The organism is Ktedonosporobacter rubrisoli (genome assembly GCF_004208415.1).
GTDB classification, from domain to species: Bacteria; Chloroflexota; Ktedonobacteria; order Ktedonobacterales; family Ktedonobacteraceae; genus Ktedonosporobacter; species Ktedonosporobacter rubrisoli.
In genome coordinates, this window is the sequence record NZ_CP035758.1 from 10,867,850 (window position 1) to 10,889,986 (window position 22,137).

The window sequence follows — 22,137 nt, forward strand, 5'->3', positions numbered from 1 at the left end:
AATGGCATCAACTACTTCAGGACAGAAAGCATCGTATATTACCCATCCGGTACAGCAATTTTCCTGGCTGACCATTGAGCAGGGGTATTCGGCCCTCGCGCGCAGGCTGCAACAGGCCATCGAAGGCGGCATGAAGGTGCTGCTCATCGATGGCTTTATTGGGGTTCGCTGGCAAGAATTTATCTCATGCCTGCGCAAAGAGCTGGAGAAGCAGACGCGCAAAGAAATATGCTGGCACTCGACGGAGGCTTGCTTGCGGACAACAGGGGAGATCCGCTGCATGCTGGAACCGTTTCTCACCGCTGATCCGGTTTTCGGGCGTCTCTTTCATGGAACGCTGCAAGAACTCTGGCAGCCAGAGCAGCTCGTGGCGCTACAGCACCAGGTAGAGCAAGAATCTGATGGCATCACTGTGGTCTATGGTCTGGGCGCGTCTCTTGTCACGTCCCAGGGATTTCAGGTCTACATCGATGTGCCGAAGGATCGGGGGCAGCAATTAGCTGCACAGGGCATGCTCTGTAATGTGGGCGAAAAGGAGCCAGCTCCCTTTGCAGAAATGTACAAACGCTTTTACTTTGTGGATTGGCCGATGCTCAATCGAATCAAGCGGGCGCAATTGGCGAAGATAGATCTCTTTGTCGATGGCAGCGGACACAGCGCCCCTACGCTCGTGAGCGGTGATGCCTTTCGGCGCATACTGCACGAGTTGGCCCAACGGCCTTTTCGCGTAAAGCCCTGGTTCGCGCCCGGTCCCTGGGGGGGACAATGGATGAAGGAGCAGTTCGGCTTGCCGCCAGAGGCTCCAAATTATGCCTGGTCATTTGAACTGATTGCACCAGAAAATGGCATGTTGCTGGGCAATGCTGAACTTGCTTTTGAGTGTTCGTTTGATTATCTTTTGTGGGCCGAGACGGATGCGGTACTTGGGGTACCGGTCGCGGCTCGCTATGGAAGCTATTTCCCGATTCGTTTTGATTATCTCGACACAATGGGGGGAACAAATCTTTCCTGTCAGGTCCATCCGCGCGCCGATTATATCCGCTCCGAATTTGGCGAGCCGTTTACTCAGGACGAGACATATTATATTGTGACATGTGAAGAAGATGCCCGGGTGTACCTGGGATTGCGCGAGGATGCTCCTGTTGAGGCGTTCAAAGCTTCAGCTCTCGCAGCGCGTGATCAGCGGCAGCCTTTTGAGATTACTGATTACGTCAACAGTTTTCCGAGCAAACCACATGACCTCTTCCTCATTCCCAGCGGCACAGTCCATTGCAGCGGAGCTAACAACCTGGTGCTGGAAATTAGTGCGACACCCTATATTTTTACATTTAAAATATATGATTATTTGCGCAGCGATCTTTCAGGCAACATGCGACACGTCCACCTGGACCATGCCTTTGCCAATCTCGATAAGACACGTACAACCAGCTGGGTCAAGGATCATCTGATCCCACAACCTGTGCTGGTGCGAGAGGGCCCGGACTGGGCTGAATACTGTATAGGGGATATTGAACAGCTCTTTTTTGCCATCCATCGCCTTGAGTTTTGTTCACTCATTGAGGACGAGACGAATGGCAAGTTTGTGGCGCTTAATCTAGTTGAGGGACAACAGTGCGAAATTCGCAGCCAGGGCAATGAACCTGTCGAGTTGCACTTCGCTGAAAGCATCATTATTCCCGCCAGCATTGGCCACTATACCTTGCGCAATACTGGAAAGGTGCCATGCAAGCTCGTCAAAGCGTTTGTAAAATAACTCTGGACTAACTGCTCGTGCTGCGCGTATAGTGGAGCGCTTCTTGCTGATGCTGTTTTACTTGCTGATCTACATCTTGAAGCAGGGCGATTACCACATTTTGCTTGAGTTGGTTGAAGGTCACAAAGCTAAAGTTGTTCTTGCCCGCCCTTAATTCGCCAAGTTTCCCTTTATATTCGTTAAGAATCGGGGAACCATTCTTCATCACTGACAGATACACAGTGATGTAGTTTTTCTGCAGAGCCAGACCAATAATCGGCCACTCTACAGCTTTGCCTGACTTGACAGTATAGTGGAAGGAGCCATAGCCAATCAACTTCATGCGCATTCCGGGCTCTCCTGCGGGCGTGCCCGGCGAGAGCCATGGCTTGAAATCAGGGAGGATCTGACGCATGAGTGCATCGATAGCCTCAAGTTCGGCTTTTCTCTTGATATCAGCGTGAAAATAGTCTTCGAGCGTATTTGCTTCTACTTTAAACATCTCTCTCGCTTTCTAGGAACACGTTTGGACGCGCTCTTACAGATATGTGAGTAAATGTTTGCGACCCAGGCTGATTTTCGCTCTAAGAGGAGCTGTTTGCGATCCTCAAGGTGTTTTCGGCAACGAAAATCCGTGCGTGTCTTTTGCCTGGATGCGAGGGTCTCTTCTTGACCGAGAGTATCATAGCAGGATATGTGCTCAAAAAACTTCTCCTATCTTGCTCCTTTTGCACTTGCCGCTTTCCATTCGCACCGTCCCAACGGCGCTGCACTTGTAACGATTCATACAAAGTGGAATGAGTGCATTATCACAGTCGAAGCCTATGTTGGCTAGACCACAGGTTCCCCCTCACAACACACTGACTTTGATCTGAACGGCTTCCGCTAAATGGATAGCTCACGAAGGTGGGTTTTCCAGGGCACGCATTCAACTCCCCTCTGTTCCACAACCTCGGGACACCCATCGGGACAAAATCGGGACTGAGCCTCATGACAGTGGGATGCCGGATCTCTTACACTTCAAGCAGAGAGCAAGAAGCAGGTAGGAGGAGCGTTCCAATTGCTCTCTTTAGAAGCACATCGCTTAGTGTCTGCTCTTGAAATATTCACCTCTGATAGCACAAGAAAAGGAGCAACTGTATGAAAACCTCTCGTCCTGGCGTTCTTACCGCAGCCGCTATCTTGCTGGGACTGGTCAGCCTTCTCAGTCTCGCAACTCCCATCCTCACTGGTCTACCATTGCTCGTGACAGTGATTGCGATCATCGAGGGTCTCATTGGCCTGGTCGCCGTTTACGGGCTGTGGAAAGCGAAGCGTTGGGGAATGACCAGCGCGATTATTATCTCGGCTCTCAACGCACTTTCGGCGGCTCCCGGGCTGGCCTTTCAACCAAATCTTCCCGCTCTCATCGGCGCAGGCGTGACCATTGCTTTCTCAGTACTGGTCATCATCTTGACAGTCCTACCGCCTGCACGAGCAGCCTACGTATAAGGAAGGGGAACAATCATGGCAGATCGAACTAAGGCAGCCAGGCTGACAGGGCAGGAAGAAACGATCAGGGTAGGAGGGCCATCCTCTGCTGAAAGACGTTCCTACGATTTGCGTACTCTGCGGCGCATCCTTACCGCCATCAGCATGGTTCTTGCACCGCTCGCGGTGGGTATTGTTCGCGCGACGGTTCCGCTTGCCTCTTCGTCAGATGGTCAGTCTGCCATCACAGCGGCGGCAGCCAATCTCAGCCTGGCGTTCGTCGAACTTGTGGCAGGAGTGGTTGCTTCGCTCCTCTTGCCGTTTGCCATCATGGGTTTGACCCGCCTGGTGATGCGGCGTGCTCCCATTCTTGCCTTACTGGGAGGTGGGCTGGCCCTGGTCGGGTGGGCGCAGATACCATCCTTGATGACAAGCGACGCCGTGACCTACGAAATGGCGCGTATGGGGGCCAACTCGGCACAGTTTGCTACGCTCTGGGGGCAGTTTAATGGGAATATTGCTGTGAGTGTGCTCTTCTTTGTCTTCCTGATTGGACATGAGCTTGGCACGCTGCTGCTCGGCATCGGACTCGCGCGGGCGCGGGTGGTGCCTCTATGGGCCGCCGTGTTCGTGATCATCGGCATTGTCCTGCATCCCGTCTCCGTTGCCGTAGACAGTCGACTCATCGATATCCTTGCCTATGGGCTGGTGACTGTTGGTTGTGTAGTTGCGGCGCGTGCCGTGCTCATCACCCCAAATGATGCCTGGGATCTGTCCCTACTCTCTGCGTCTCAGTTGGGGAGCACCACGACCCCACCCAGAGGGGACGTAAGACAGGGCACGTGAAAGAAGATAGGCATGATTCTGGGATTAACAACATGGTCAGTGGAAAAGCAGAGAGTACGATGGGCTAGAAGCATGTAAGGAGAGCTTAATCAGTAAGAGTGTTTTACGTAAAAGTGGCGACCAGACAGATTCTTCTAAGGAGGATGGTTTTCTATGCCAGGACCAACAGGACCTAATCCAGGGATGATGGCCGCGCAAAGGGCTGCACAGCAGGCCGCCCAGCAAGCCGCGCAAAGAGCATCGATGAATGCCCAGAGAGCTGCCCAGCAAGCCGCGCAAAGAGCATCGATGAATGCCCAACAAGCCGCACAAAGGGCGTCGGTGAATGCCCAACAAGCCGCGCGAAGGGCGTCGATGAATGCCCAGGCATCGTTGAGGTCTGCGCAACAGACAACTTTTAGAATGCCGTTGAGTACACGGCAGGCGACAAACTCTCGCAGCAATCAGACGCAACATGCTTCGAGTAACTCTGGTTTTGCTTTTGGAGCACTGATAGCGTGGATCGTCATTATCGGTCTTATTGTTCTCATCTTGTGGTTCTTTTTCTAAATCAGCAGCGTGAAGGCGATTCCTGTAGCTCACGCTGCTGACAAGGTGCCGAAGTTGGTGCTAAACGCTAATCTAGAAACGGCTTGTGCGGCAACTTGAACGATTAGGCCATCAGGAGAGCTTTCAGCCGCTGGCTCAGGCAGGATAATACCTTGCCTGAAGCCGCGAGGAGGGTACTTTTCAATTCCGCGTTAACAGCAGGTTGGGCTACGTATGGTAAGATAGAAGCACAGCATTCGTGCGGCTGCAGACGCAGGCCGGTACAGGCGTCTTCCCAGCATCCGTGAGAAGGGAACAGCGAAATGGACAAGCATCAGACCTTGAGAGAAGGAAACAGTGGCGAGGGGCACCTGCGTGGACCCTGCCTGCGTCTCTTGCAGTCACTCTGGCTCGTGCTCGTGCTGATTGATCTGGCGGTTCTCGTGGTGAATCTTCCAGCATACTACCATTCGCTCTTTACGCTTTGCTCCGGGCCAGTTACCAATTGCCCGGAGACTGGCCAGTTGAATGTGCAGACGTTGCCTGCGCTCCTGCATGCAGGTTTTTCCCTGAATACCTATGCGTTCTACGTGATTTTCCTGGATGCCCTGACGACTCTGGCGTTCTTGCTGATTGGCGCGCTGATTATCTGGCGCAGAGCGAATACCTGGATGGGCCTCTTTGTTTCGTTCCTCCTGATCGAATTTGGGTCACTGGGCCTCTCGTATGCGCATACTGATGGGTTTCCCAATGCATCTTCTAATCTGCTGCTCAGTATGCTGCAAATTGCAAGTATTGTTCCAATGCTCCTCTACTACCCGTGCCTGTCCTTTTTCTTTTCCACCTTCCCCGATGGCCGCTTCGTCCCACGCTGGTCCTGGGCGTTGATTGGTCTCTGGGCTGCCAATGCCTTCTTCTGGATTGTGCCAGCAAACACGCCTTTCAACCTTGTCAATTGGCCTCCATTTCTTGAGGCTGGCTGGCTTTCAGTGGTTTTCGCGGGGTCGGCTTGTGTGCAACTCTATCGCTTCCGGCATGTAGCCTCTCCGATCCAGCGTCAGCAGATCAAGTGGCTGCTGTATGGCTTTGTGCCAGCCATCATCATGCCGATCAGCCTCGCCCTCTATATGACGTTTGTCCCTTCGCTCAATCAGCCTGGCGCCTATTTGGTCAATACGCCCAACTCATTTTTACTGATTATCACCATCCCTCTCTATCGCTTCTGGTATCTGCCTGTACCATTTTGTATTGGCATTGCGCTGCTGCGCTATCGGCTCTGGGACATCGATCTCATCATCAATCGCTCGCTGGTATATGGTGCGCTTTCGGCTAGTGTGATCGGTATGTATGTGCTGGTGGTCGTCTACCTGGGAACCTTGCTACACACGGAGAACAATCCTGCTATTTCGCTCATTGCGACCAGTATTGTGGCTGTGCTTTTTCTGCCCCTACGCACCCTGTTGCAACGCGTGGTCAATCGCCTGATGTATGGTGAGCGCGATGATCCCTATGCGGTGCTTGCTCGTCTGGGGAGCCGCCTGGAAGCGGCCTTGGTGCCAGAGAAGGTGTTGCCAACGATTGTGGAAACTGTGGCTCAGACGCTCAGATTACCCTACGTGTCAATTACGCTGCTGGCTTCCCCACCAGTGCTGGAAACGACCGCCGGACCTGTACTACCTCAGGGGCGAACCTCGAATGAGGAGCCTGAAATTGTTGCCGCTTACGGATCGCCTTCCCCCACTCCCTTGCAGGTGCCGCTCGTCTACCAGGCAGAGACGATTGGCTATCTGCTCCTGGCTGCTCGTGCAGGGGAAATCTTTGGGAAGGCCGATCTGCGTTTAGTGAGCGATCTGGCGCGGCAGGCAGGCGTCGCGGTGTATGCAGTGCGGCTGACCTCCCACTTGCAGCATCTGACTGAGAGCCTCCAGCAAGCTAGAGAGCATCTGGTGAGTGCACGTGAAGAAGAGCGCCGCCGCTTGCGCCGGGATTTGCACGATGGTCTGGGGCCAACTCTGGCCAGCCTGACGTTCCAGGTGGATGCCGCGCGCAACCTGTTGACTCAGGATAGCGCGCGCGCGGAGGCGCTTCTGATGGCAGTCAGACAGCAGACTCAGGAAGCAATCACCGATATTCGCCGCCTGGTCTACAACTTGCGCCCTCCGGCCCTTGATGAGTTAGGCTTATGTGCAGCCTTGCGTGAACAGGCTGCACAGTCTCATTACCAGGGCTACGAGGTCATCTGCGACCTGCCCGCGTCTCTTCCGCCATTATCGGCTGCCATCGAAGTAGCGGTGTATCGCATCGTGCAGGAGGCCCTTACCAACGTGGGGCGCCATTCCGGGGCGCGGAAGTCATGGCTATGTCTTTCTCTCAACGCTCAGACCCTGGATCTGGAGATCAGCGATGATGGACAGGGCATCCCGGCTACCCATCGGATTGGCGTGGGGCTGCGCGCCATGTACGAGCGTGCCAGCGAATTAGGGGGAACCTGTATGATTACCCCGCGTTCCTCTGGGGGAACCACTGTCCATGTCAGTTTCCCCTTGAACACGGTAAAAGGTGAGCCGTCCATGTCAGTACAGCAGACAGCAAGCATCGAAGCTCCCGGCGAGAGTTCGCTGCTTTCGAAGGAATGAGGAGGAAACATGGATTCGATTCGTGTTCTGATTGCCGATGACCATCCCCTCTTCCGGGGCGGTTTGCGCGCCTTGCTGGAGTCAGTCCCGGATATGCAGGTTATCGGTGAGGCTGCGACCGGGGACGAAGGAGTATCCTTGGCCCGGTCTTTGCAGCCCGATGTCATCTTGATGGATATCAAAATGCCAGGGATCAACGGGATTGAGGCGACCCGCCGTATCCTGAATACCAGTCCCCATATTCACATCCTGATCATGACGATGTTTGAGGATGACGACTCGATCTTTGCCGCCATCCGTGCAGGAGCGCGCGGCTACCTGCTCAAAGGAGCCGTGCAGGAGGAGACGCTGCGGGCTATTCGTGCGGTCAGTCACGGAGAGGCCATCTTTGGTCCGGCCATTGCCGAACGCCTGATGCACTACTTCGGCAGTACACGTCCAACCGCCAAGCGTGGCCCTGCACAGTTCTTTCCCGAACTGACAGAGCGCGAATATGAGATCCTCACGTTCATTGCTCAGCGCAAGTCCAATGCCGACATCGCCGCTCGCCTCGTCTTGAGTCCTAAGACCGTACGCAACCATGTCTCCAATATCCTCTCAAAGCTCCAGGTTGCCGACCGAACTGAGGCGATGCATGCTGCGTGGACGGCTGGTTTGGGACAGAGAGAGTATGAAGAGGGATGAGCCATGCCCAAATCCCTCACGCGTTCCAGCACGACCAGATTCCAGTAGAAGCGGATCAAGGTTAGATCCTTGATAAGGAACACGCAGCGCTCCTGTCTAGCAACCTAAGACGGTGGTGCATGGAGAAAATCGTACCCGTACGATGAAGTTAGATTATCTAGGTCAAGGATTGCCAGGTTTTTCCTCCATCAGTGGTATGCAAGAGCGACTCACCAGCAATGCCCCAACCATTATTGACATTCACAAAACTCAAGGCTTTCAGGTGATAGGCCTTGGTAGATAGGGCGGACCAATGATCTCCCCCATCTGTTGTACCATAGAGCTGCCCGCTTTGGGTATCAGTCGCCCAGGCGTGAGCAGAATCGAGCACATAGGTATTGTCTGAACGAATGTGGGCAACGCTCGTTTGCGTCCAGGTGCGACCGCTTGTATTTGAACGGTACAGAACTAGCAGGTCTCCACTAGATGTCGTAACGTTGACCGGCAAAATGGCGGTGCTACCAAAGAAGACAGGAGGCTGCGAAGTATTGTAGATCCCTTCATAGCCACCCAGTAGATGTGGAAGCGCTTGCATATGCCAGGTATGACCCCCATCATGGGTAATAGATACCGCTGGAACAGTGTTATCTCCGCCAGCCCCTAAATTGCCCGCAGCGATTCCGTTCTGAGTATCCTGAAAAGAGATACCAGTCACATATCCCAGGGTCAGACCGTTGTTGCCCATGTTTGAAGCGATTTTTGTCCAGCTCTGACCGCCGTCTGTTGTATACCAGATATCGGAGCCTGCGTGCCCTGCTCCAGGTGTGCTGGAAGCCTCAAGCCAGCCCTGTTGTGTACCCAGGAAGTGAGGTACATCTATAGTCGCCACTAGCGGATCGTCAATGTGGGCCTTTTGCCAACTCTGGCCACCATTGGCTGTGTGCAAAATGTCGATCCCTGGGCCCTCTCTTTGCTGGGTGGGTGGGATGGCGATCCAGGCAGATTGCTGATCAAGAAAATTTCCTCTTGCAAACTGATTTAGCCCGGCATTTGCAGGCGTTACATCTTTCCAATGCATACCACCATCAGTCGTCTTCAGAATTGAGGTTGCGCTGAGGGCCCAGCCGTTATTGGCGTCGAGCATGCGGAGCCCGGTGAGGGCTGCTGCAGGCTTTGATGTGCCTGTTGTAGGCGATGGCGTGTCCTGATTTGTTGATGAGGACGAAGTTGCCTGTGTGGTAGGTGTAGGAGAAGATGCTCCTGGAGGTTCTGCACTGCCACATGCTGCCAATATTAAAGCCAGGATAGTAAAAAGGAAAAAGGGTAGCCATATACGGCTTGTTGGTTTGCTGTTTAGTCCTCCCCTTGGCAATAGAAATCTTTTCCAGATGTTCAATTCTCTTCTTCTTTCTTATTATCGTTTGTCCAGTTCTATGCGATGTCGAAAAGACTATCGCTTTTCGTCGCAACCTCTGATCCTATCACGAAAGAGCCATCCGAAGCAAGGATCATTGCAAGGCTAGCAACCGCTGTGGGATGCCCTGGACTCTTGAATGATGTGCGGCTAATCCACGTGCTATACCCCGAAGCTAGCAAGTTCTCTTGTGGAAACTCGAGACAGATCAGGGCCCTATTGCGCCTTGAGCATTTGCCTGCTATATACACGAATTACGCGCCTAATTAGTTCAGCGGCTAGAGCCCTGACCGTGATATGAACCTCTCTCTTGTATAGAGTTGGCTATTGGCAGGCTTTCTTTATCCTCTTCGCCCTGTTTCCTTTCAAGGGTCATCCTTCGTCACCTTCGAATATTGCAAGTAAAACATAGCTGTACTATACTGATGGATATTCCCATATCAAAAACTTTTGTACCATCAAAAAGATATGTATTGAATGTGGAAAGCAATAAGGCAGAACACAAGATATGGCCGAAACACTCGAAATATACATCGCTTCTGCGGAGGAAGATGAGAGGCTTTTAGCCGACCTGCTTAAGGCCTCGAAGGGAACGCTTAGGCCGCTTGAGCAACAAGGATTTATTAGTTTCTGGCATAAGCGTGATATAAGCCCGGGAGCATTTATTAAACAAGAGATTAAGAAGCACCTGCAAGCAGCTCGACTTGTTCTTTTGCTTATTAGCCCAGATTTTAACGATAGCGAAGAAATACAGATTATTATGCAACGGCATAAAGCTGGGGAAATCCATGTCATTCCTATCCTGTTACGTCCGTTCGACTGGGAAACAGCCTTTGGTGAGCTTAGTCCATTGCCAGATAACGGCAAGGCTGTAACGCTCTGGGGAAATAAAGATAGTGCTTTTCTGAACATTGCAAGGGGAGTAAAGAAAGTAGTTGATGAGTTAATCAAGCCTGCACCAACTTCTCTGGAAGAATCAGCGGGAAATAAATCAAGGACGAAAAGATTTTCAGAAAGTTCCTCTCTACGCTCTCTTCGCGAATCGCCTCCTTCATTTACCAATGGAAGGCAGGCAACGGCAAATGTATTGGAGCACCCTATCCAAGCACGGGGATACGATGGAGTAGTGAACTATTGGGGAGTAATAGTAGGGGTTGGAGACTATGAAGATATAAACAACTATGCTCCCATGCCGGCTTGTGTGACTGATGCAAAAGCTATCGCTAAACAACTGACCTGTTGTGGCTATGATCCAGGGCATATACGCCTGCTTGTTGATCAAGATACTGACGAAGATCAGTTGGTACACGAGCTTACTGGGAACTATGCCAAAGCGAGTAAGCCAACGAAAGGGAATATTATCTCTACCTTAATGACTGTTGCGGAAAGGACGCGCCCAGAAGATTTGCTCCTTTTTTACTACTCTGGTCACGGAAGTATGGAAGATCGAGAAAGCTATCTTGTAGCCCTTGATGGGCATAAGAATGCTCTTAAACATACTGCGTTATCAGTTTCAACCATGAAAGAAATACTGCTTCAGGCCCCAGCTCAGAAGAAAGTGATCATTCTAGATGCTTGCCGTGCAGAGATTGCTTCAAGAAACAAGGGAATGTCACAATCTATGTCTCCTGCATTTATCGAACGTGTCTTTGAGCAGGCAGAAGGCCTTGTTATTCTCACGTCCTGTGGTGCGGGTGAGAACAGCTATGTGTGGGAAGAGGAAAAATGCAGTGTATTTACTTATTTTCTTCTCGAAGCGCTGCAAGGTAGCAATGCTGATTTCAACGGAAAAGATCGTATTTCAGCAAATGATATTTACAAATATGTGTATGACAAGGTAAAAAGATGGGGGATGAACAATAATCTCTCTCAATATCCTCGTATGATAGCCGATGGGCAGGGTGATATTATCGTTGCTTACTCTCAGCGAGAGCCCACTACCTCTGGTACGATCACTTCCAAAGATAAAGCTCAGATTATTCTTCCATCACGGGCAGGGGCCCTCTCCTGGAAGGATATCCAGGTAATTACGATACAAGGCGAACAATATGTATTCGAGCAGTCAACCGTCCGAGAGCGGCCAACTAACGACGATGGAACAACCTTGCGTGAGGCACGAGTACGACATGTGGAAACAAATCTCTCGCTCAGGCTAAAACAGGTACATATAGTAGGTCCTGATGGGGATGGGATGAGATTGCAGAAGATACTCAAGGAGGAACGCCAATTTCTGGTCGAGCTGGAGAATGAAGGATATCGTGATTTTCCGCATGTATTTCCTCTCATAGATGATATTACTGAAAAAGACTTTACGTTCGCATACATTTTAAGAGAGTGTCCTAACCACAAGAATCAGTAGCGGAAAGGAGATAAGCGCGAAAGCATAAGCCGAACCGAGGCGAGCTGAAGAAAGGCTTCTGAACTGGTGGTGAGCCCTTCGTAGTCGCGAGCTAAGCGGCGGAAACGGGTGAACCAGGCCAAGCTGCGTTCGACGACCCATCGTTTCCTTTGCACCTGAAAACCCGTCTTGGGCCGGGGCAGCAGAACCGGTTGGCCGTCCACGAGGATCCAGTGCTGATGGGACCTATTGTGAGCCTGTGGCACCAGTTCTGTGGTCCAGTGCAATCGCTGCGCAATCCAGTCGAGCAATGGTCCTGTATAGCCCTTATCCGCAAAGAGGTGGCACAGACGCGGGAAAGAGCGCGGCAACTGGCTGAGCAAGAGCCTGGCCCCCACGCGATCCACGATGTTGGCGGCATGCACTTTGACAGCCAGAAGGAAACCCTGCGTATCCACGAGCACGTGGCGTTTACGCCCATAGATTTTTTTTCCCCGCGTCGAAGCCCTTGTCGCTTCCTGGCACGGGAGCCGTTTTGATCGACTGGCTATCGATGATCGCAGCGCTGGGTTCCGGGTCCCGCCCCATCTGGGTGCGTACCTGTCGGCGCAGGTGGGCCATGATGGGCTCCCAAATCCCCGCCTGCGTCCAGATGCGGAAGTAGTGATGGGCCGTTTTGCCATTGGGCAGGTCGTGCGGCATCTGTCGCCATGAGCAGCCTGTGCGCAACACATAGAGGATAGCATTGACGATTTCTCGTCGCTCGTGAAGGGCCGTTGTGGCCTGGGCAGAGACTGCTGGGATGAACGGCTTGATCAGCTCCCATTGCGCATCGGTCAGATCCGACGGGTAACGTTTTCGCTTGATTGGCTCACACATCTTGGTTCGTTCCTTTCGAGTTGTGCTTTCGGCTGAACTCTCCTTTCTCTGAACTATCGGCTCATTGTTCTAGCTAGGACACACTCTAAGGAACGAGAAGAACTTATTTCAAGCGTTCGGGGGAGTAAAAGAGTCGCGCGATAAAGCGTCAATCAAGCGCCTTCTTCAGAGCATGCTCCCGCTTTGCACGGCGTTAAGCGTTCTTCATAAAAAAGGTCGGTCGCATCGTTGCCTGTCCCTCGATACGCTGCTTCTCTATAAGGGGCGATATATGATGTTGCAAGAAATCGGTTTAGCCACGGGGAGACCAAAAAGAGGCGAAAATTCGGATCATCATCCCCTCGCACCAGAACAGGATAAGAGATGTGCGGATATCGATGCTATGCCCGGACCCGCAACAGATATCTATCAACTTGGGATTATACTCTACTTTCTCATTACCGGTCGTACCTTCACACCGGGCTCGTTGCCAAGCTTTTATAATCAAGCCGTCCCTCCACAACTTGATGAAGCTATTATACGTGCCGTTGCTCGCCAGCCTAAGGAGCGCTGGCCTGATATTGAGGCATTTTCGCTAGCTCTCAGGCATTGCATATAGCCAGAATTACTGGTGCTTGAGAGCGTATTGCCACTCCTGAAGCGTAAAGTCGTAATGTTTGCCAGTGAAATACTCAAATTCATTGATGAACTGTTCCAAATCACACCGAGGCAGGTTGCTGAGCATAGAAATCTCCGGGTGATAGCAATCAAACCAGGACATAAGATCTCCCTTAAGCCATGTAGGAATGATACGATTACCCTTTGAGGGCGCAATTTGGCTGATCTCTTTATCCGAGAAGATATTTTTATCCTCGTCATCAAAATCTCTATCGTTGTTCATATGAATACCTCAGACTTTTTCAATATTGTATACTACTAAGATGATGTAGAATATTGTATATGTTTTTTATTGCTACTTCAATCTGAATAAACTGTTTTTCTCTTTCCCGCCGAGAATACAGGAAACAAAAGAGGTTCACGTGCCTATAGACGATATTAGTGATAGTTTTGACTCCAACTCTCATAAGCAGCGAGAGCGGCCTCTTAACGAAGATCGTGCAATGGCTGAGAAGGATTCGTTATGGCCATATATTGGAGACTGGAAGGCGCTGCAAAATGGTACAGCCCAGAGGGCGTTACTGAGAGAACTTATAGAGCGAGGAAGCCAACCTCGGATAGGTCAATCGCTGCCTCCGGAAGATCCTCTTGCGAGATACAAATGTATTCCATTGCATGCCCGTTTGCTTTATACCTCGATGGACCCGTTTATCGAGTCCATCATCCTGAAACACTATGCTACGATTGATGGCTTGTCACACGATAGATGCGACATTTATCTGAGTATTGAACAATTTAATAATCCAGGAGAGACACTTGACTATCTGGAAAATTCTCCCGTCTTGAAGAAATCAGGTGTTCAGATAAGGTATGACGATCTTCCTGGTATATTCTTTTGGGATCATCAATGGGTAGGAGAATTCATCTCTTTTAGATCGTGTGTGAGTGAGTCGGCGGTCAATATTATTCTGCGCTGTATTTTTCAAGAGATCCGAGAGGAACCAACTATTGCCGCCGTGAGGCGCGCTAAAAAGCTTCTTCTTTGACATGAACTATTCTTTTGTTTATACTTGATATATGATCCATTTTGCATAAGTCTCCTGTAAAATATTAGTACATCTGTTCTTGTATTTGTGCGAAAATTATAAATTTCTGTGATTGTATGATTTGCACGTAAAATTACAGAACGTCGAAAGTAGAAATTGATGAATGCGTAGGAAGGGAGAGGAATTTAGTTATTTGTATTCGTGCGGCGGTCTACTTCGGAGGCTACATATGGATTTAGAGCGATCAAAAGAGCTTCGTAATTACTTACAAACGATATTGCACCTCCCATTTGTTTTCCCTGAGCCAGAAGAAGATGCCGAATTTTATGATAAAGTATACACCGAGTTGAAGCCATATCATACAATGTTATGCACTGCTCTAGAGCACGCATACTCAGATGAGAAAAAATTGAGTTTTCTTGTAAAACAGGAATGGGAGAAAGGTTTAGGTGAAATTTATCGCGGGGAAAGCTATTCAGATAAGTTGCATAATACTATTGACTGGATGGAGGCTGAGGGCTGCCTCCTGGAATTTATCGCTGCAGCCCACCAGAAGAAAGACCGAAATCCTAAATTGAACACTTTTGTCAGAAAGACACTTTATCCGCTTTTAGTGGCATCCGCTTCCACTCTACAAAAATCACAATCTGACCCCCTACCTCTTTCAGCAAAGGCTCCTTCTGATGTGAAGGTTAATAATAATGGTTCGGAAATGAAGAAAGGCATAGCGAGCACCGACATAAAATCTTCTGATGAGACGTCAAATGGTCTGCCAGTGTTAGAAAAGGAACAAGATACTAAACAGACACAGCCAACACCCTTTCCAGGAAAAAAGCCTTTAAGGAAAGAGCAATTAAAAGAAGATTCGATTGCTAAAGCCCATAGGCGCACTCGTGCGGCACAGGAAAAGATGCAAAAGGTCTATGAGGTATTTCAGGGACGTGGTAAGCTTTCTGAATCTCAGGTAATTGAATCTATCAAGCAGGCGAAAGAATTAATAGAGGGGATAAGTGATCTTTTTGTTGATATCCCGACTCCTGACTATCTTGAGCTAGATTATAAATTTGCCTGCGAGGAAAGATATGTTTGCGAAAGAATATCTATAGTTGTGGCATATTCTTTGCGAGATGAATATATAGATACACCATCTGTTTTTCTGGGTGCGGATAGGGAGTTTAAGAAGGTTTTCTCTAGTTTACAAAACTTAGAATATTTTATAGAAGAATTTCAGGAGCAGATTCGCCTATCAGATCATGCCAACAAAGATTTTTTCGGTAATAGCATCTAAACATATGCATATTGGTATGCGCAAGCAGCAATGGCCTATTCGCAGTTTTTGCAACATAAGGCCTTCAAGTTTCAAATCAACATTGGCCCAGGCTATAGGGAAGGTGAATTGTTGGTTTGTTGCTGTGTGCTTAAGGCCCTGGATAACTGGCTTACCCAGGATGAGCATGAAAGAGTACTACCTTCTGCTGATCTGCTGAAAAAAGAGCTATTTGATATTTGCAACGAAGTTAACATAATGTATGAACAAGGAAGGCTTACTGAATTTTGGGAGGTAAAATATATCAAATCTGTGAGCGACTTGAGGACAGCGTTACAACAAGCCTATAGCCATGCATATACAGCAAGCGAAGAATATGATGATGGTCGTTATCTGCCTGCCTCTGAGAATATTCATCGTTGTCATGATAATATTAAAAGAGCTCTAACAAATATTTTGATCTCGCATTATTGAGTTTCAATTTAGAAAGAGGAAGTAATTTGAGGTAGAGTAGACAAGACTATAGTAGGAACCGCAGAGGTTGCTGACTATTTATGATCAGGAGTAAGAGAGATGGCAAAACGAGTAAATAGTCATCATTCCAACAGAAGGTACGACTGGAAAGAGCCTGAAATATTGTCATTTGTTGAGTTCAACCTCCTTGTGCGCCAGCAAGTAAAAGAAATTATTCAGAGCCAGGAACATATACAGCGCCTATGTAACCAATTTAGTAGCAGCGGCGAAATTGGTTCTGACGAATGTGACTATCTGCTTACAGCTCTTCATTCCATAAGGATCGCAATCTGCACCTTCTACAGATTATTTGAAGAGCCCGGAAGTCTTCCTGCTATTGTTAAACCTTTGTATTATCCCCTCTTAGCAGAACTTTTTGCCTCTGAGATGCTTATCGAGAAAATTACTCAGATAGCCAGAAGCTTCCGCCTTCCTGGTCGCTTAGTTTCAAATACCATGGTAAAGCAGCATTTTACCCTCATACACAATTTGGGAGAGCTATTGGAAACATGCGAAAATATCAAACTGTTTGCTCAGCATATGCTTGATCAGGCATGTTTTCAACTGCTCCGAAAAATTAAATAGTCGTAACCGAAGTGAGCGGGCTCGATGGGAGAGAGGAAGGCGACATTTGTGAGAATGCAAAGGCGGAAAGTTTCTTCAAGTCGTGTTAAAATAGGGAGAGATGTATCTCAAGCAGCATCAGTAATTTGAAGAAGCAGAAGCGAGCATTGGACAATTTCTACAGCGATGCCCACAATGATTGAGCCTTGGGAGAAATGGCAGGGAAACGTCAGGGAAATGTCGTGGTCTGCGCCTCGCAATCTGCTCTAGAATGGGCGAGAGCTGACTTGGCAATTGATGCTTCTGAGCATCACTATAGGATGCTGTTATAACCTTGGTAGATTCCTTGGGTTGAGTTTGAAGCTCTATGTGGGCAAAATATTTGCTGTTGATGTGGGCTCTGATCTGGTCGCTACTATTCACTTCCAAGGGAATCGATGAAAAAGAGGATAAACTTGCATGAGTAACAATAATCAGGTACCGCCGGTTGAGAGTATGACCCATGAGCGGGCTATTGAACTGGCTAAGACACTTGCTTCAACTATTCGCCAACAAGTCAATCAGGCGGAGGCCTTACGGCGGCAGCCTGAAGAAATGATAGAAGACCTGGTTCGTTCCGGCCTTCTGCGCCTTTTGACGCCCAAACGTTGGGGAGGACATGAGCTTACTTTCGATACGGTTATTCCTGTGACCCTTGAGCTCGCAAAGGCAGATGCCTCCTCCGGGTGGTGTTCCTCGCTCTTTATGATCCATTCATGGCTGCTTGCGCACTTTCCAGAAGCCGCCCAGCATGAGGTTTGGGCAAGCAACCCGGATGCACTTATCGCAACCTCTCTGTTTCCAGCAGGTCAGGCGAGTGAGGCTGACGGTGGCTATCGACTGAGCGGTAGTTGGGGATGGGCAAGTGGGGTTGACTCCTGCCACTGGATCGCCCTCAGCGCTAAAATCGCGGCATCGGCGGCAGATAAAGGGCCACAGCTAAGGGCCTTCCTGCTTCCCCGCCAGAATTTCCAGATCCAGGATACCTGGTTTGTGGCAGGGCTGGCAGCCAGCGGCAGTAACCAGGTGGTCGTTGAAGATGTTTTTGTACCGTTTGAACGGAGCGTTCCGCTCCAGGAGCTTCTTCAGGGACATGCCCCAGGTTTACATCTCAATCCAAGTCCCCTTTATCAGATCCCATTAGCGCTTGCCTACCCTTCGGTTGTGCCAGCTGCCATTCTTGGAACTGCTCTGGGAGCCTATGAAATATGGCGAGAAGCAAGTCGAAGCAAATGGAGGCAACCAATGCCGCAGCAAGTGGCTGCCCTGGCGCGTCATCAGATCCGACTTGCCGAAACATCTGCAGAGCTCGATGCGGCGTATCTCCTGCTACAGCGCGCTGTCGAGGTGCTGAGATTAGCGAGAGCTATTTCTCCTGAATTACATAACCGTACGCGCCGCGACTACGCTTACATTGTGCGCCTCTGCTTAAATGCAATTGAAAGGCTCTATCTGAATAGTGGAGCTGGTTCCAATTATGTGAGCAATCCGCTACAACGCTACTGGCGCGATATCCATGCGATGGCTGGGCATACAGGGGTAAGCTTTGATGCTGCTGGAGAGGCTTTTGGCCGCTTTGAGCTTGGTTTGCCTCCTGATCCACAAGACCTTTTCGCACCATCTAGCAAAGATGGCTAGGATTAGCCCTCCTGTCTTAGCAGGGCTGAAGGTGTTAACGGTTCTGCTAAAAAGCTGGCAAAAATGGAGAAGCGATCGGCTCCTTGCAACCAGGGCTGCAGTAAAGTTGCTCCTGAGGTATAGGTAAACGTATAGCTTTCATGAAATGGCCTTTGAAAGTAGGCGAGAGCTTGTTGCGCTTGTCTATCATCGATGCGCAAGTATTGCTTGAGATAGTCTTTCACCTCGCCCTCTTTTCTCCCTTCGTGCAAGAGCAAGATGGCATTTCTGCGCACTCCCATCCATAAGGCACCAACGGGAGATTCCCATTGAGCTTCTTCAGGCGTTATTTTCACTCCTGCCTGGGGAAGAAGCTGCTCAGTTAACCAATGCTGCTGTTCCTCGGGCGTAAAGAGTAGCGTAGGTGCCAGCGTAGCTAGACCTTCGCTGATTACAGCCTGTGGCGAGATAAGCAGGCCAATGGCTTGTTCCACATACCCACGTTCGTGAAAGAGTTGCTGTTCCTTAAGTGCTAATTCTGTATGATGGCCTGGATAGCCTTCGTGACAGGCAAATGGTAGCATATCGCGAAAAGAAGTGAAGATGTCGAGATTGATGTCTATGCGTGAACGAAAGTTGCCAAGGTATTGGTTGTTGGCACGCCATTTTTGTCCTTGTACGAGCTCGACGCTGATGGCTTCGTCAAGCGGAACATCTACAAAGGCTTGTGTGCGACGGCGTGTTTCGGCGAGGGCTTGATATGCAAAGCTAACAATCTGCTCTGATCGTTCTGGCGGAAGCGCCAGGCGCTGCTCCAGGGCTACTAGGCGGGTTAGAACATCTCCTGTTCCAGGCAAGGTCTCTTCGGCCCTGGCCCACGCTTGTTCGAACTCTGTTTCCGGTGTTTTAGTGAGAGGCAGAGAGAGATCAAAGCAGAGCCGAAGTTCATCGTCTAGTGAGAAGGTTTCTCCGCAGAGTCTCCGACAGATGGTATGCATAGCACGGACCTGTTTGTTGATAAATGTGGCTCGTTGCGATTCTAGGTCAAGGTGTGCTAGCATCGCGCCGAGTTCTTCGGCGTTTTGCAACAACACGGGAGCCGGAGTAGGTGGCTCGTTCTCTACCTGCGCTTTCCAGATAGGCGGGCCATAATAATAGTCCACCAGGAGACTGTCTTTTGCGATTAGCCGCAGAACCTTATCAATGCGAAATGCTAACAGAACATAGGCTTGAAACCAAGCATCATTCATCTTCTTTTCCTTGTTCCCTATTTACCCCGAATTCCGATTCCTTATCTAAAATAAGGATATTTGGTTGCTTTGAGTATAGAGTGACTCTGAACTAAAATACAGATAAAAAGAGAGGAAATTTCCTCTTTTACCTGAGTGATATTAGGTAAAGCTTCATAATATCCTTAGAAAGTCAAAGCCGCTCCCTCTACATAATGCCTGGCTATGGAATAGCGGGTACATACCACGCATATAATTCATACTTTGTTGGGCAACAAAAAGATGGAAAATAAGTATAGTGCAGCTCTCCAGCCTTCCCGGGCGGTCATGGCAATTTATAAACTTCAATTTGGACTGCGAAGTACTATCGAATGGAACAAATTGACCTTTATACTTACATCAGCGGCTCTAGAATTCAGGCGGCAGGAGGCCCGTGCTCGAAGATAGGCATCCATGCTGAATGCCTGCTCTAGAGCTTGGCGGGATGCTACCCGTTGTTAGAGGAGTGACAGAAATGAATAGAGATAAACGAGGTAGAGCATGAATGATACCATGGTCATGCGCCCAAAACTGAAACAAGACTCAGTTTTTTTGCAAGTCCAGGGAGGAGCATTTCTTCGCAGCGACACAACAGCGTTTCTGCTAAAGGGCAAGTCTATCTACCGTTGGCTTTCAGCTCTCATCCCATATATGACAGGGGAGCATACGTTAGAGGAGATATGCGCTGGCCTCGGACCCGGACAACATGAGATGGTGACCCAACTTGTGGAGACGCTTTTACAGAGAGGTGTGATAAAAAACTATGTTCCCGAAGCTTCTGATCGACTTGGAGAGACTGAAACAAACTATTTCAAATCGCAGATCGAATTTCTAGATCATTTTGTTGATCGCCCATTAGAACGCTTTAAAGCTTTTCGTGAGAGCCGTTTGTTGCTTGTGGGCTCAGGAGAAACCCTTCTTTCTCTCGCTATTTCTCTTCTGCGCAATGGGTTGCAAGAAATTATGCTGGCTAGCTCTGATGAGCCGATCGCTTCTATTCGCAGTATCCTGGAAAAAGAGATTAAGCTGTTGCGTCAACATGACGTCGAGGCAACACTTACACTAATAGATCTTCAAACTCTTCATGCTGGGATTTCTCCAGATCACTTTGATCTGGTTGCCTATTGCTCAGATAAAGGAACATTGCAAGAAATTCTGGCATGGCAGCAGCGGTGCCTCCTTGTTGGCCTTGCTTTCCTACCGGCAGTTGTTTTTGGGGAATGGGCTAGCATCGGTCCCCTGGTTGAAGCGACAGGAAAGCCATGCTGGCTTTGTGCACAGATGCGCTTGGCGGCCAATGAAGAAGAGTTGCAGAGCAGTGCAAGGTGGAGAGAATTGGCGTTAGGTAGAAGCATTAACAGGAATACTGGCAATTGTTGTGTTCCGCAAGCGCGAAGAATTGGAAACGGATTAGCATTTGAGCTATTCAAACTGCTTACCGGGGTGCTGCCAGCGGAGACAAAAGAGCGCATCCTCTTACAAGATCTCGAAACTCTAGAGTCATATTCAGCCCCTCTAGTTTTTCATCCCCTCTGTCCATCTTGTTCTCATATGGACGTCGATATCGCTATCCAGCAAATGCAAGAAATCATAGCAGGAAAACATGATAAGGAATTTGCCTCGGATGAAGAGATGCTTCTCCAGGCTGATCCACTGGTCAATAAGCGGACAGGGCTTTTCAAAGAGTTTATTGATGACAAGCTGATCCAGCTCCCATTAAAAATGAGCCACCTGCGAGCTGGTCCCCCGACATGTCCACTTGCAGGAAATATTGCAGTCACCACATTTAGCACTGAGACGCTGCTGGAAGCCCGTTCATATGCCCTGCTGGAAGCCAGCACCCGCTATGTGCAAAGCTTACCTGATAAGCGGGCTCTGCTCACCGGTAGTTTGCGGCAGTTAGAAGAGCGTGGACTATTTGCAGTTCCTGCCCAACAATTGACGACCTGGGCTGGCATCGCATCTTTTACTGGCGAGACCATCTGCGAGTGGTCTCCGGCCTTTGCGCTGTTCTCACAACGGCTCTGCTACATACCTGCGGCGGCAGTCTATTCCTTATCATCGCTCAACCACGCTTATCTTTTTGAAAAAACTACAATGGGATCGGGGACAGCCGCAACTTTTCATGAGTTGTTGACCAATGGCGTACTCGCTGCACACGCTTATGAGGAAATGCTCTCGGTTGTACAGGGGCATAACAGAGTTGTCCAGCTTGCGCTTGAAATGCTTGAAGACATTGGTCCTACTATTACATTCTTAATCCGTTGTGCATCCCATTTTGAGCGTCCCTATACGCTGCTAGAAATACAGTCAGAAACACCGATACACATTATCCTGGCCTCTACAACAGATGGTGCGGCGCAACAGATTACGGCTGTTGGCTTTGCACTTTCGGCTCGTGAGGCTATAAGGAGAGCGCTAACGAGCCTGGTAGGACAGTTGCAGCATCATCGATACGAGGTAAACATACCAGCGCTCAATGAAAGCCTCGTACCAGGGATTGCGCTTTCTGCTGATCTCATTAATAACAAGAACATAGCAAATGAACTGAGAAAGCCCGACGCTCCCTTTGAGCACCTGACGCATTATCTGCAAGAGCATGGCAGAGAGGCTATATTTATCAACTTGACTACTACTGATATCTGGGAGAAAGGTCCCTTTATGAGTGGAACCGTTCTACTAGCGCGTATTAATGCTCCATTACGAGCATAGTGAGTATT

19 protein-coding genes are annotated in these 22,137 nt (G+C 49.6%); 14 read left to right on the plus strand and 5 right to left on the minus strand.

Annotated elements, in window-relative coordinates:
* Position 1 precedes the first annotated feature (1 nt).
* Entirely contained in the window at positions 2-1,753 is a 1,752-nt protein-coding gene (locus EPA93_RS46210) for a class I mannose-6-phosphate isomerase (RefSeq protein WP_129894036.1), read from the plus strand.
* 7 nt (positions 1,754-1,760) lie between these two features.
* On the opposite strand, the gene EPA93_RS46215 is transcribed toward EPA93_RS46210, so the two are convergent.
* Positions 1,761-2,234 (minus strand): DUF1801 domain-containing protein, encoded by a 474-nt coding sequence (locus EPA93_RS46215; protein WP_129894037.1) that lies wholly within the window; start codon positions 2,232-2,234, stop codon positions 1,761-1,763.
* Positions 2,235-2,872: 638 nt separating this feature from the next.
* On the opposite strand from EPA93_RS46215, the gene EPA93_RS46220 reads away from it, so the two are divergent.
* The 5 genes from EPA93_RS46220 to EPA93_RS46240 all read left to right on the plus strand — a co-directional run bounded on the left by EPA93_RS46220 (position 2,873) and on the right by EPA93_RS46240 (position 7,896).
* Positions 2,873-3,223 carry a hypothetical protein gene (locus EPA93_RS46220; protein WP_129894038.1) on the plus strand — a complete coding sequence of 117 codons (351 nt, stop codon included), beginning with the start codon at positions 2,873-2,875 and terminating at the stop codon, positions 3,221-3,223.
* 15 nt (positions 3,224-3,238) lie between these two features.
* Positions 3,239-4,048, plus strand: coding sequence for a hypothetical protein (locus EPA93_RS46225; RefSeq protein WP_129894039.1), 810 nt, complete (start codon positions 3,239-3,241; stop codon positions 4,046-4,048).
* Positions 4,049-4,201: 153 nt separating this feature from the next.
* Positions 4,202-4,597, plus strand: a complete 396-nt coding sequence (locus tag EPA93_RS46230) for a hypothetical protein (protein WP_129894040.1) — start codon at positions 4,202-4,204, stop codon at positions 4,595-4,597.
* 302 nt (positions 4,598-4,899) lie between these two features.
* Positions 4,900-7,212, plus strand: coding sequence for a GAF domain-containing sensor histidine kinase (locus EPA93_RS46235; protein WP_129894041.1), 2,313 nt, complete (start codon positions 4,900-4,902; stop codon positions 7,210-7,212).
* 9 nt (positions 7,213-7,221) lie between these two features.
* Positions 7,222-7,896, plus strand: coding sequence for a response regulator (locus tag EPA93_RS46240; RefSeq protein WP_129894042.1), 675 nt, complete (start codon positions 7,222-7,224; stop codon positions 7,894-7,896).
* A gap of 157 nt (positions 7,897-8,053) precedes the next feature.
* On the opposite strand, the gene EPA93_RS46245 is transcribed toward EPA93_RS46240, so the two are convergent.
* Positions 8,054-9,271 carry a WD40/YVTN/BNR-like repeat-containing protein gene (locus EPA93_RS46245; RefSeq protein ID WP_129894043.1) on the minus strand — a complete coding sequence of 406 codons (1,218 nt, stop codon included), beginning with the start codon at positions 9,269-9,271 and terminating at the stop codon, positions 8,054-8,056.
* 526 nt (positions 9,272-9,797) lie between these two features.
* Between EPA93_RS46245 and EPA93_RS46250 the strand changes: the two genes are divergently transcribed.
* Positions 9,798-11,648 (plus strand): caspase family protein, encoded by a 1,851-nt coding sequence (locus EPA93_RS46250; protein ID WP_129894044.1) that lies wholly within the window; start codon positions 9,798-9,800, stop codon positions 11,646-11,648.
* On the opposite strand, the gene EPA93_RS46255 is transcribed toward EPA93_RS46250, so the two are convergent.
* A protein-coding gene (locus EPA93_RS46255; protein ID WP_242527276.1) for an IS5 family transposase occupies positions 11,642-12,506 on the minus strand; the annotation gives its coding sequence in 2 pieces (ribosomal slippage) (positions 11,642-12,121 and positions 12,123-12,506; 864 coding nt in all). The genes EPA93_RS46250 and EPA93_RS46255 overlap by 7 nt on opposite strands.
* 271 nt (positions 12,507-12,777) lie before the next feature.
* On the opposite strand from EPA93_RS46255, the gene EPA93_RS46260 reads away from it, so the two are divergent.
* A complete protein-coding gene (locus EPA93_RS46260; protein WP_129894045.1) occupies positions 12,778-13,104 on the plus strand; it encodes a protein kinase family protein in 327 nt (108 codons plus the stop codon).
* 6 nt (positions 13,105-13,110) lie between these two features.
* Here the strand turns inward: EPA93_RS46260 and EPA93_RS46265 are convergent, their stop codons facing one another.
* Complete coding sequence (locus EPA93_RS46265; protein WP_129894046.1) at positions 13,111-13,386, minus strand: hypothetical protein; 276 nt, start codon at positions 13,384-13,386, stop codon at positions 13,111-13,113.
* A gap of 139 nt (positions 13,387-13,525) precedes the next feature.
* Here EPA93_RS46265 and EPA93_RS46270 point away from each other — a divergent pair, with 139 nt between their 5' ends.
* The 5 genes from EPA93_RS46270 to EPA93_RS46290 all read left to right on the plus strand — a co-directional run bounded on the left by EPA93_RS46270 (position 13,526) and on the right by EPA93_RS46290 (position 18,170).
* Positions 13,526-14,149 carry a hypothetical protein gene (locus tag EPA93_RS46270; protein WP_129894047.1) on the plus strand — a complete coding sequence of 208 codons (624 nt, stop codon included), beginning with the start codon at positions 13,526-13,528 and terminating at the stop codon, positions 14,147-14,149.
* 229 nt (positions 14,150-14,378) lie between these two features.
* A complete protein-coding gene (locus EPA93_RS46275) occupies positions 14,379-15,437 on the plus strand; it encodes an effector-associated domain EAD1-containing protein (protein ID WP_129894048.1) in 1,059 nt (352 codons plus the stop codon).
* A 30-nt stretch (positions 15,438-15,467) separates the two neighbouring features.
* Positions 15,468-15,890: a hypothetical protein gene (locus EPA93_RS46280; protein WP_129894049.1), complete on the plus strand. Its 423-nt coding sequence runs from the start codon at positions 15,468-15,470 to the stop codon at positions 15,888-15,890.
* 99 nt (positions 15,891-15,989) lie between these two features.
* Positions 15,990-16,514, plus strand: coding sequence for a hypothetical protein (locus EPA93_RS46285; protein ID WP_129894050.1), 525 nt, complete (start codon positions 15,990-15,992; stop codon positions 16,512-16,514).
* 438 nt (positions 16,515-16,952) lie between these two features.
* Positions 16,953-18,170 carry an acyl-CoA dehydrogenase family protein gene (locus EPA93_RS46290; RefSeq protein ID WP_129894051.1) on the plus strand — a complete coding sequence of 406 codons (1,218 nt, stop codon included), beginning with the start codon at positions 16,953-16,955 and terminating at the stop codon, positions 18,168-18,170.
* A gap of 2 nt (positions 18,171-18,172) precedes the next feature.
* Here EPA93_RS46290 and EPA93_RS46295 read toward each other — a convergent pair whose 3' ends face one another.
* Entirely contained in the window at positions 18,173-19,399 is a 1,227-nt protein-coding gene (locus EPA93_RS46295; protein ID WP_129894052.1) for a hypothetical protein, read from the minus strand.
* Between the two features lie 519 nt (positions 19,400-19,918).
* Between EPA93_RS46295 and EPA93_RS46300 the strand changes: the two genes are divergently transcribed.
* The gene (locus EPA93_RS46300; protein WP_129894053.1) at positions 19,919-22,129 is read left to right on the plus strand and encodes a TOMM precursor leader peptide-binding protein; all 2,211 of its coding nucleotides are present in this window, start codon (positions 19,919-19,921) and stop codon (positions 22,127-22,129) included.
* Positions 22,130-22,137 lie beyond the last annotated feature (8 nt).

What these genes read in the sequence shown, in the direction of transcription:
- EPA93_RS46215 (WP_129894037.1), bottom strand. Translation starts at nt 2,234, where the DNA reads ATGTTTAAAGTAGAAGCAAATACGCTCGAAGACTATTTTCACGCTGAT.
- EPA93_RS46285 (WP_129894050.1), top strand. Translation starts at nt 15,990, where the DNA reads ATGGCAAAACGAGTAAATAGTCATCATTCCAACAGAAGGTACGACTGG.
- EPA93_RS46280 (WP_129894049.1), top strand. Translation starts at nt 15,468, where the DNA reads ATGGCCTATTCGCAGTTTTTGCAACATAAGGCCTTCAAGTTTCAAATC.
- EPA93_RS46240 (WP_129894042.1), top strand. Translation starts at nt 7,222, where the DNA reads ATGGATTCGATTCGTGTTCTGATTGCCGATGACCATCCCCTCTTCCGG.
- EPA93_RS46300 (WP_129894053.1), top strand. Translation starts at nt 19,919, where the DNA reads ATGAATGATACCATGGTCATGCGCCCAAAACTGAAACAAGACTCAGTT.
- EPA93_RS46235 (WP_129894041.1), top strand. Translation starts at nt 4,900, where the DNA reads ATGGACAAGCATCAGACCTTGAGAGAAGGAAACAGTGGCGAGGGGCAC.
- EPA93_RS46230 (WP_129894040.1), top strand. Translation starts at nt 4,202, where the DNA reads ATGCCAGGACCAACAGGACCTAATCCAGGGATGATGGCCGCGCAAAGG.
- EPA93_RS46260 (WP_129894045.1), top strand. Translation starts at nt 12,778, where the DNA reads ATGATGTTGCAAGAAATCGGTTTAGCCACGGGGAGACCAAAAAGAGGC.
- EPA93_RS46210 (WP_129894036.1), top strand. Translation starts at nt 2, where the DNA reads ATGGCATCAACTACTTCAGGACAGAAAGCATCGTATATTACCCATCCG.
- EPA93_RS46275 (WP_129894048.1), top strand. Translation starts at nt 14,379, where the DNA reads ATGGATTTAGAGCGATCAAAAGAGCTTCGTAATTACTTACAAACGATA.
- EPA93_RS46225 (WP_129894039.1), top strand. Translation starts at nt 3,239, where the DNA reads ATGGCAGATCGAACTAAGGCAGCCAGGCTGACAGGGCAGGAAGAAACG.
- EPA93_RS46265 (WP_129894046.1), bottom strand. Translation starts at nt 13,386, where the DNA reads ATGAACAACGATAGAGATTTTGATGACGAGGATAAAAATATCTTCTCG.
- EPA93_RS46290 (WP_129894051.1), top strand. Translation starts at nt 16,953, where the DNA reads ATGAGTAACAATAATCAGGTACCGCCGGTTGAGAGTATGACCCATGAG.
- EPA93_RS46295 (WP_129894052.1), bottom strand. Translation starts at nt 19,399, where the DNA reads ATGAATGATGCTTGGTTTCAAGCCTATGTTCTGTTAGCATTTCGCATT.
- EPA93_RS46250 (WP_129894044.1), top strand. Translation starts at nt 9,798, where the DNA reads ATGGCCGAAACACTCGAAATATACATCGCTTCTGCGGAGGAAGATGAG.
- EPA93_RS46220 (WP_129894038.1), top strand. Translation starts at nt 2,873, where the DNA reads ATGAAAACCTCTCGTCCTGGCGTTCTTACCGCAGCCGCTATCTTGCTG.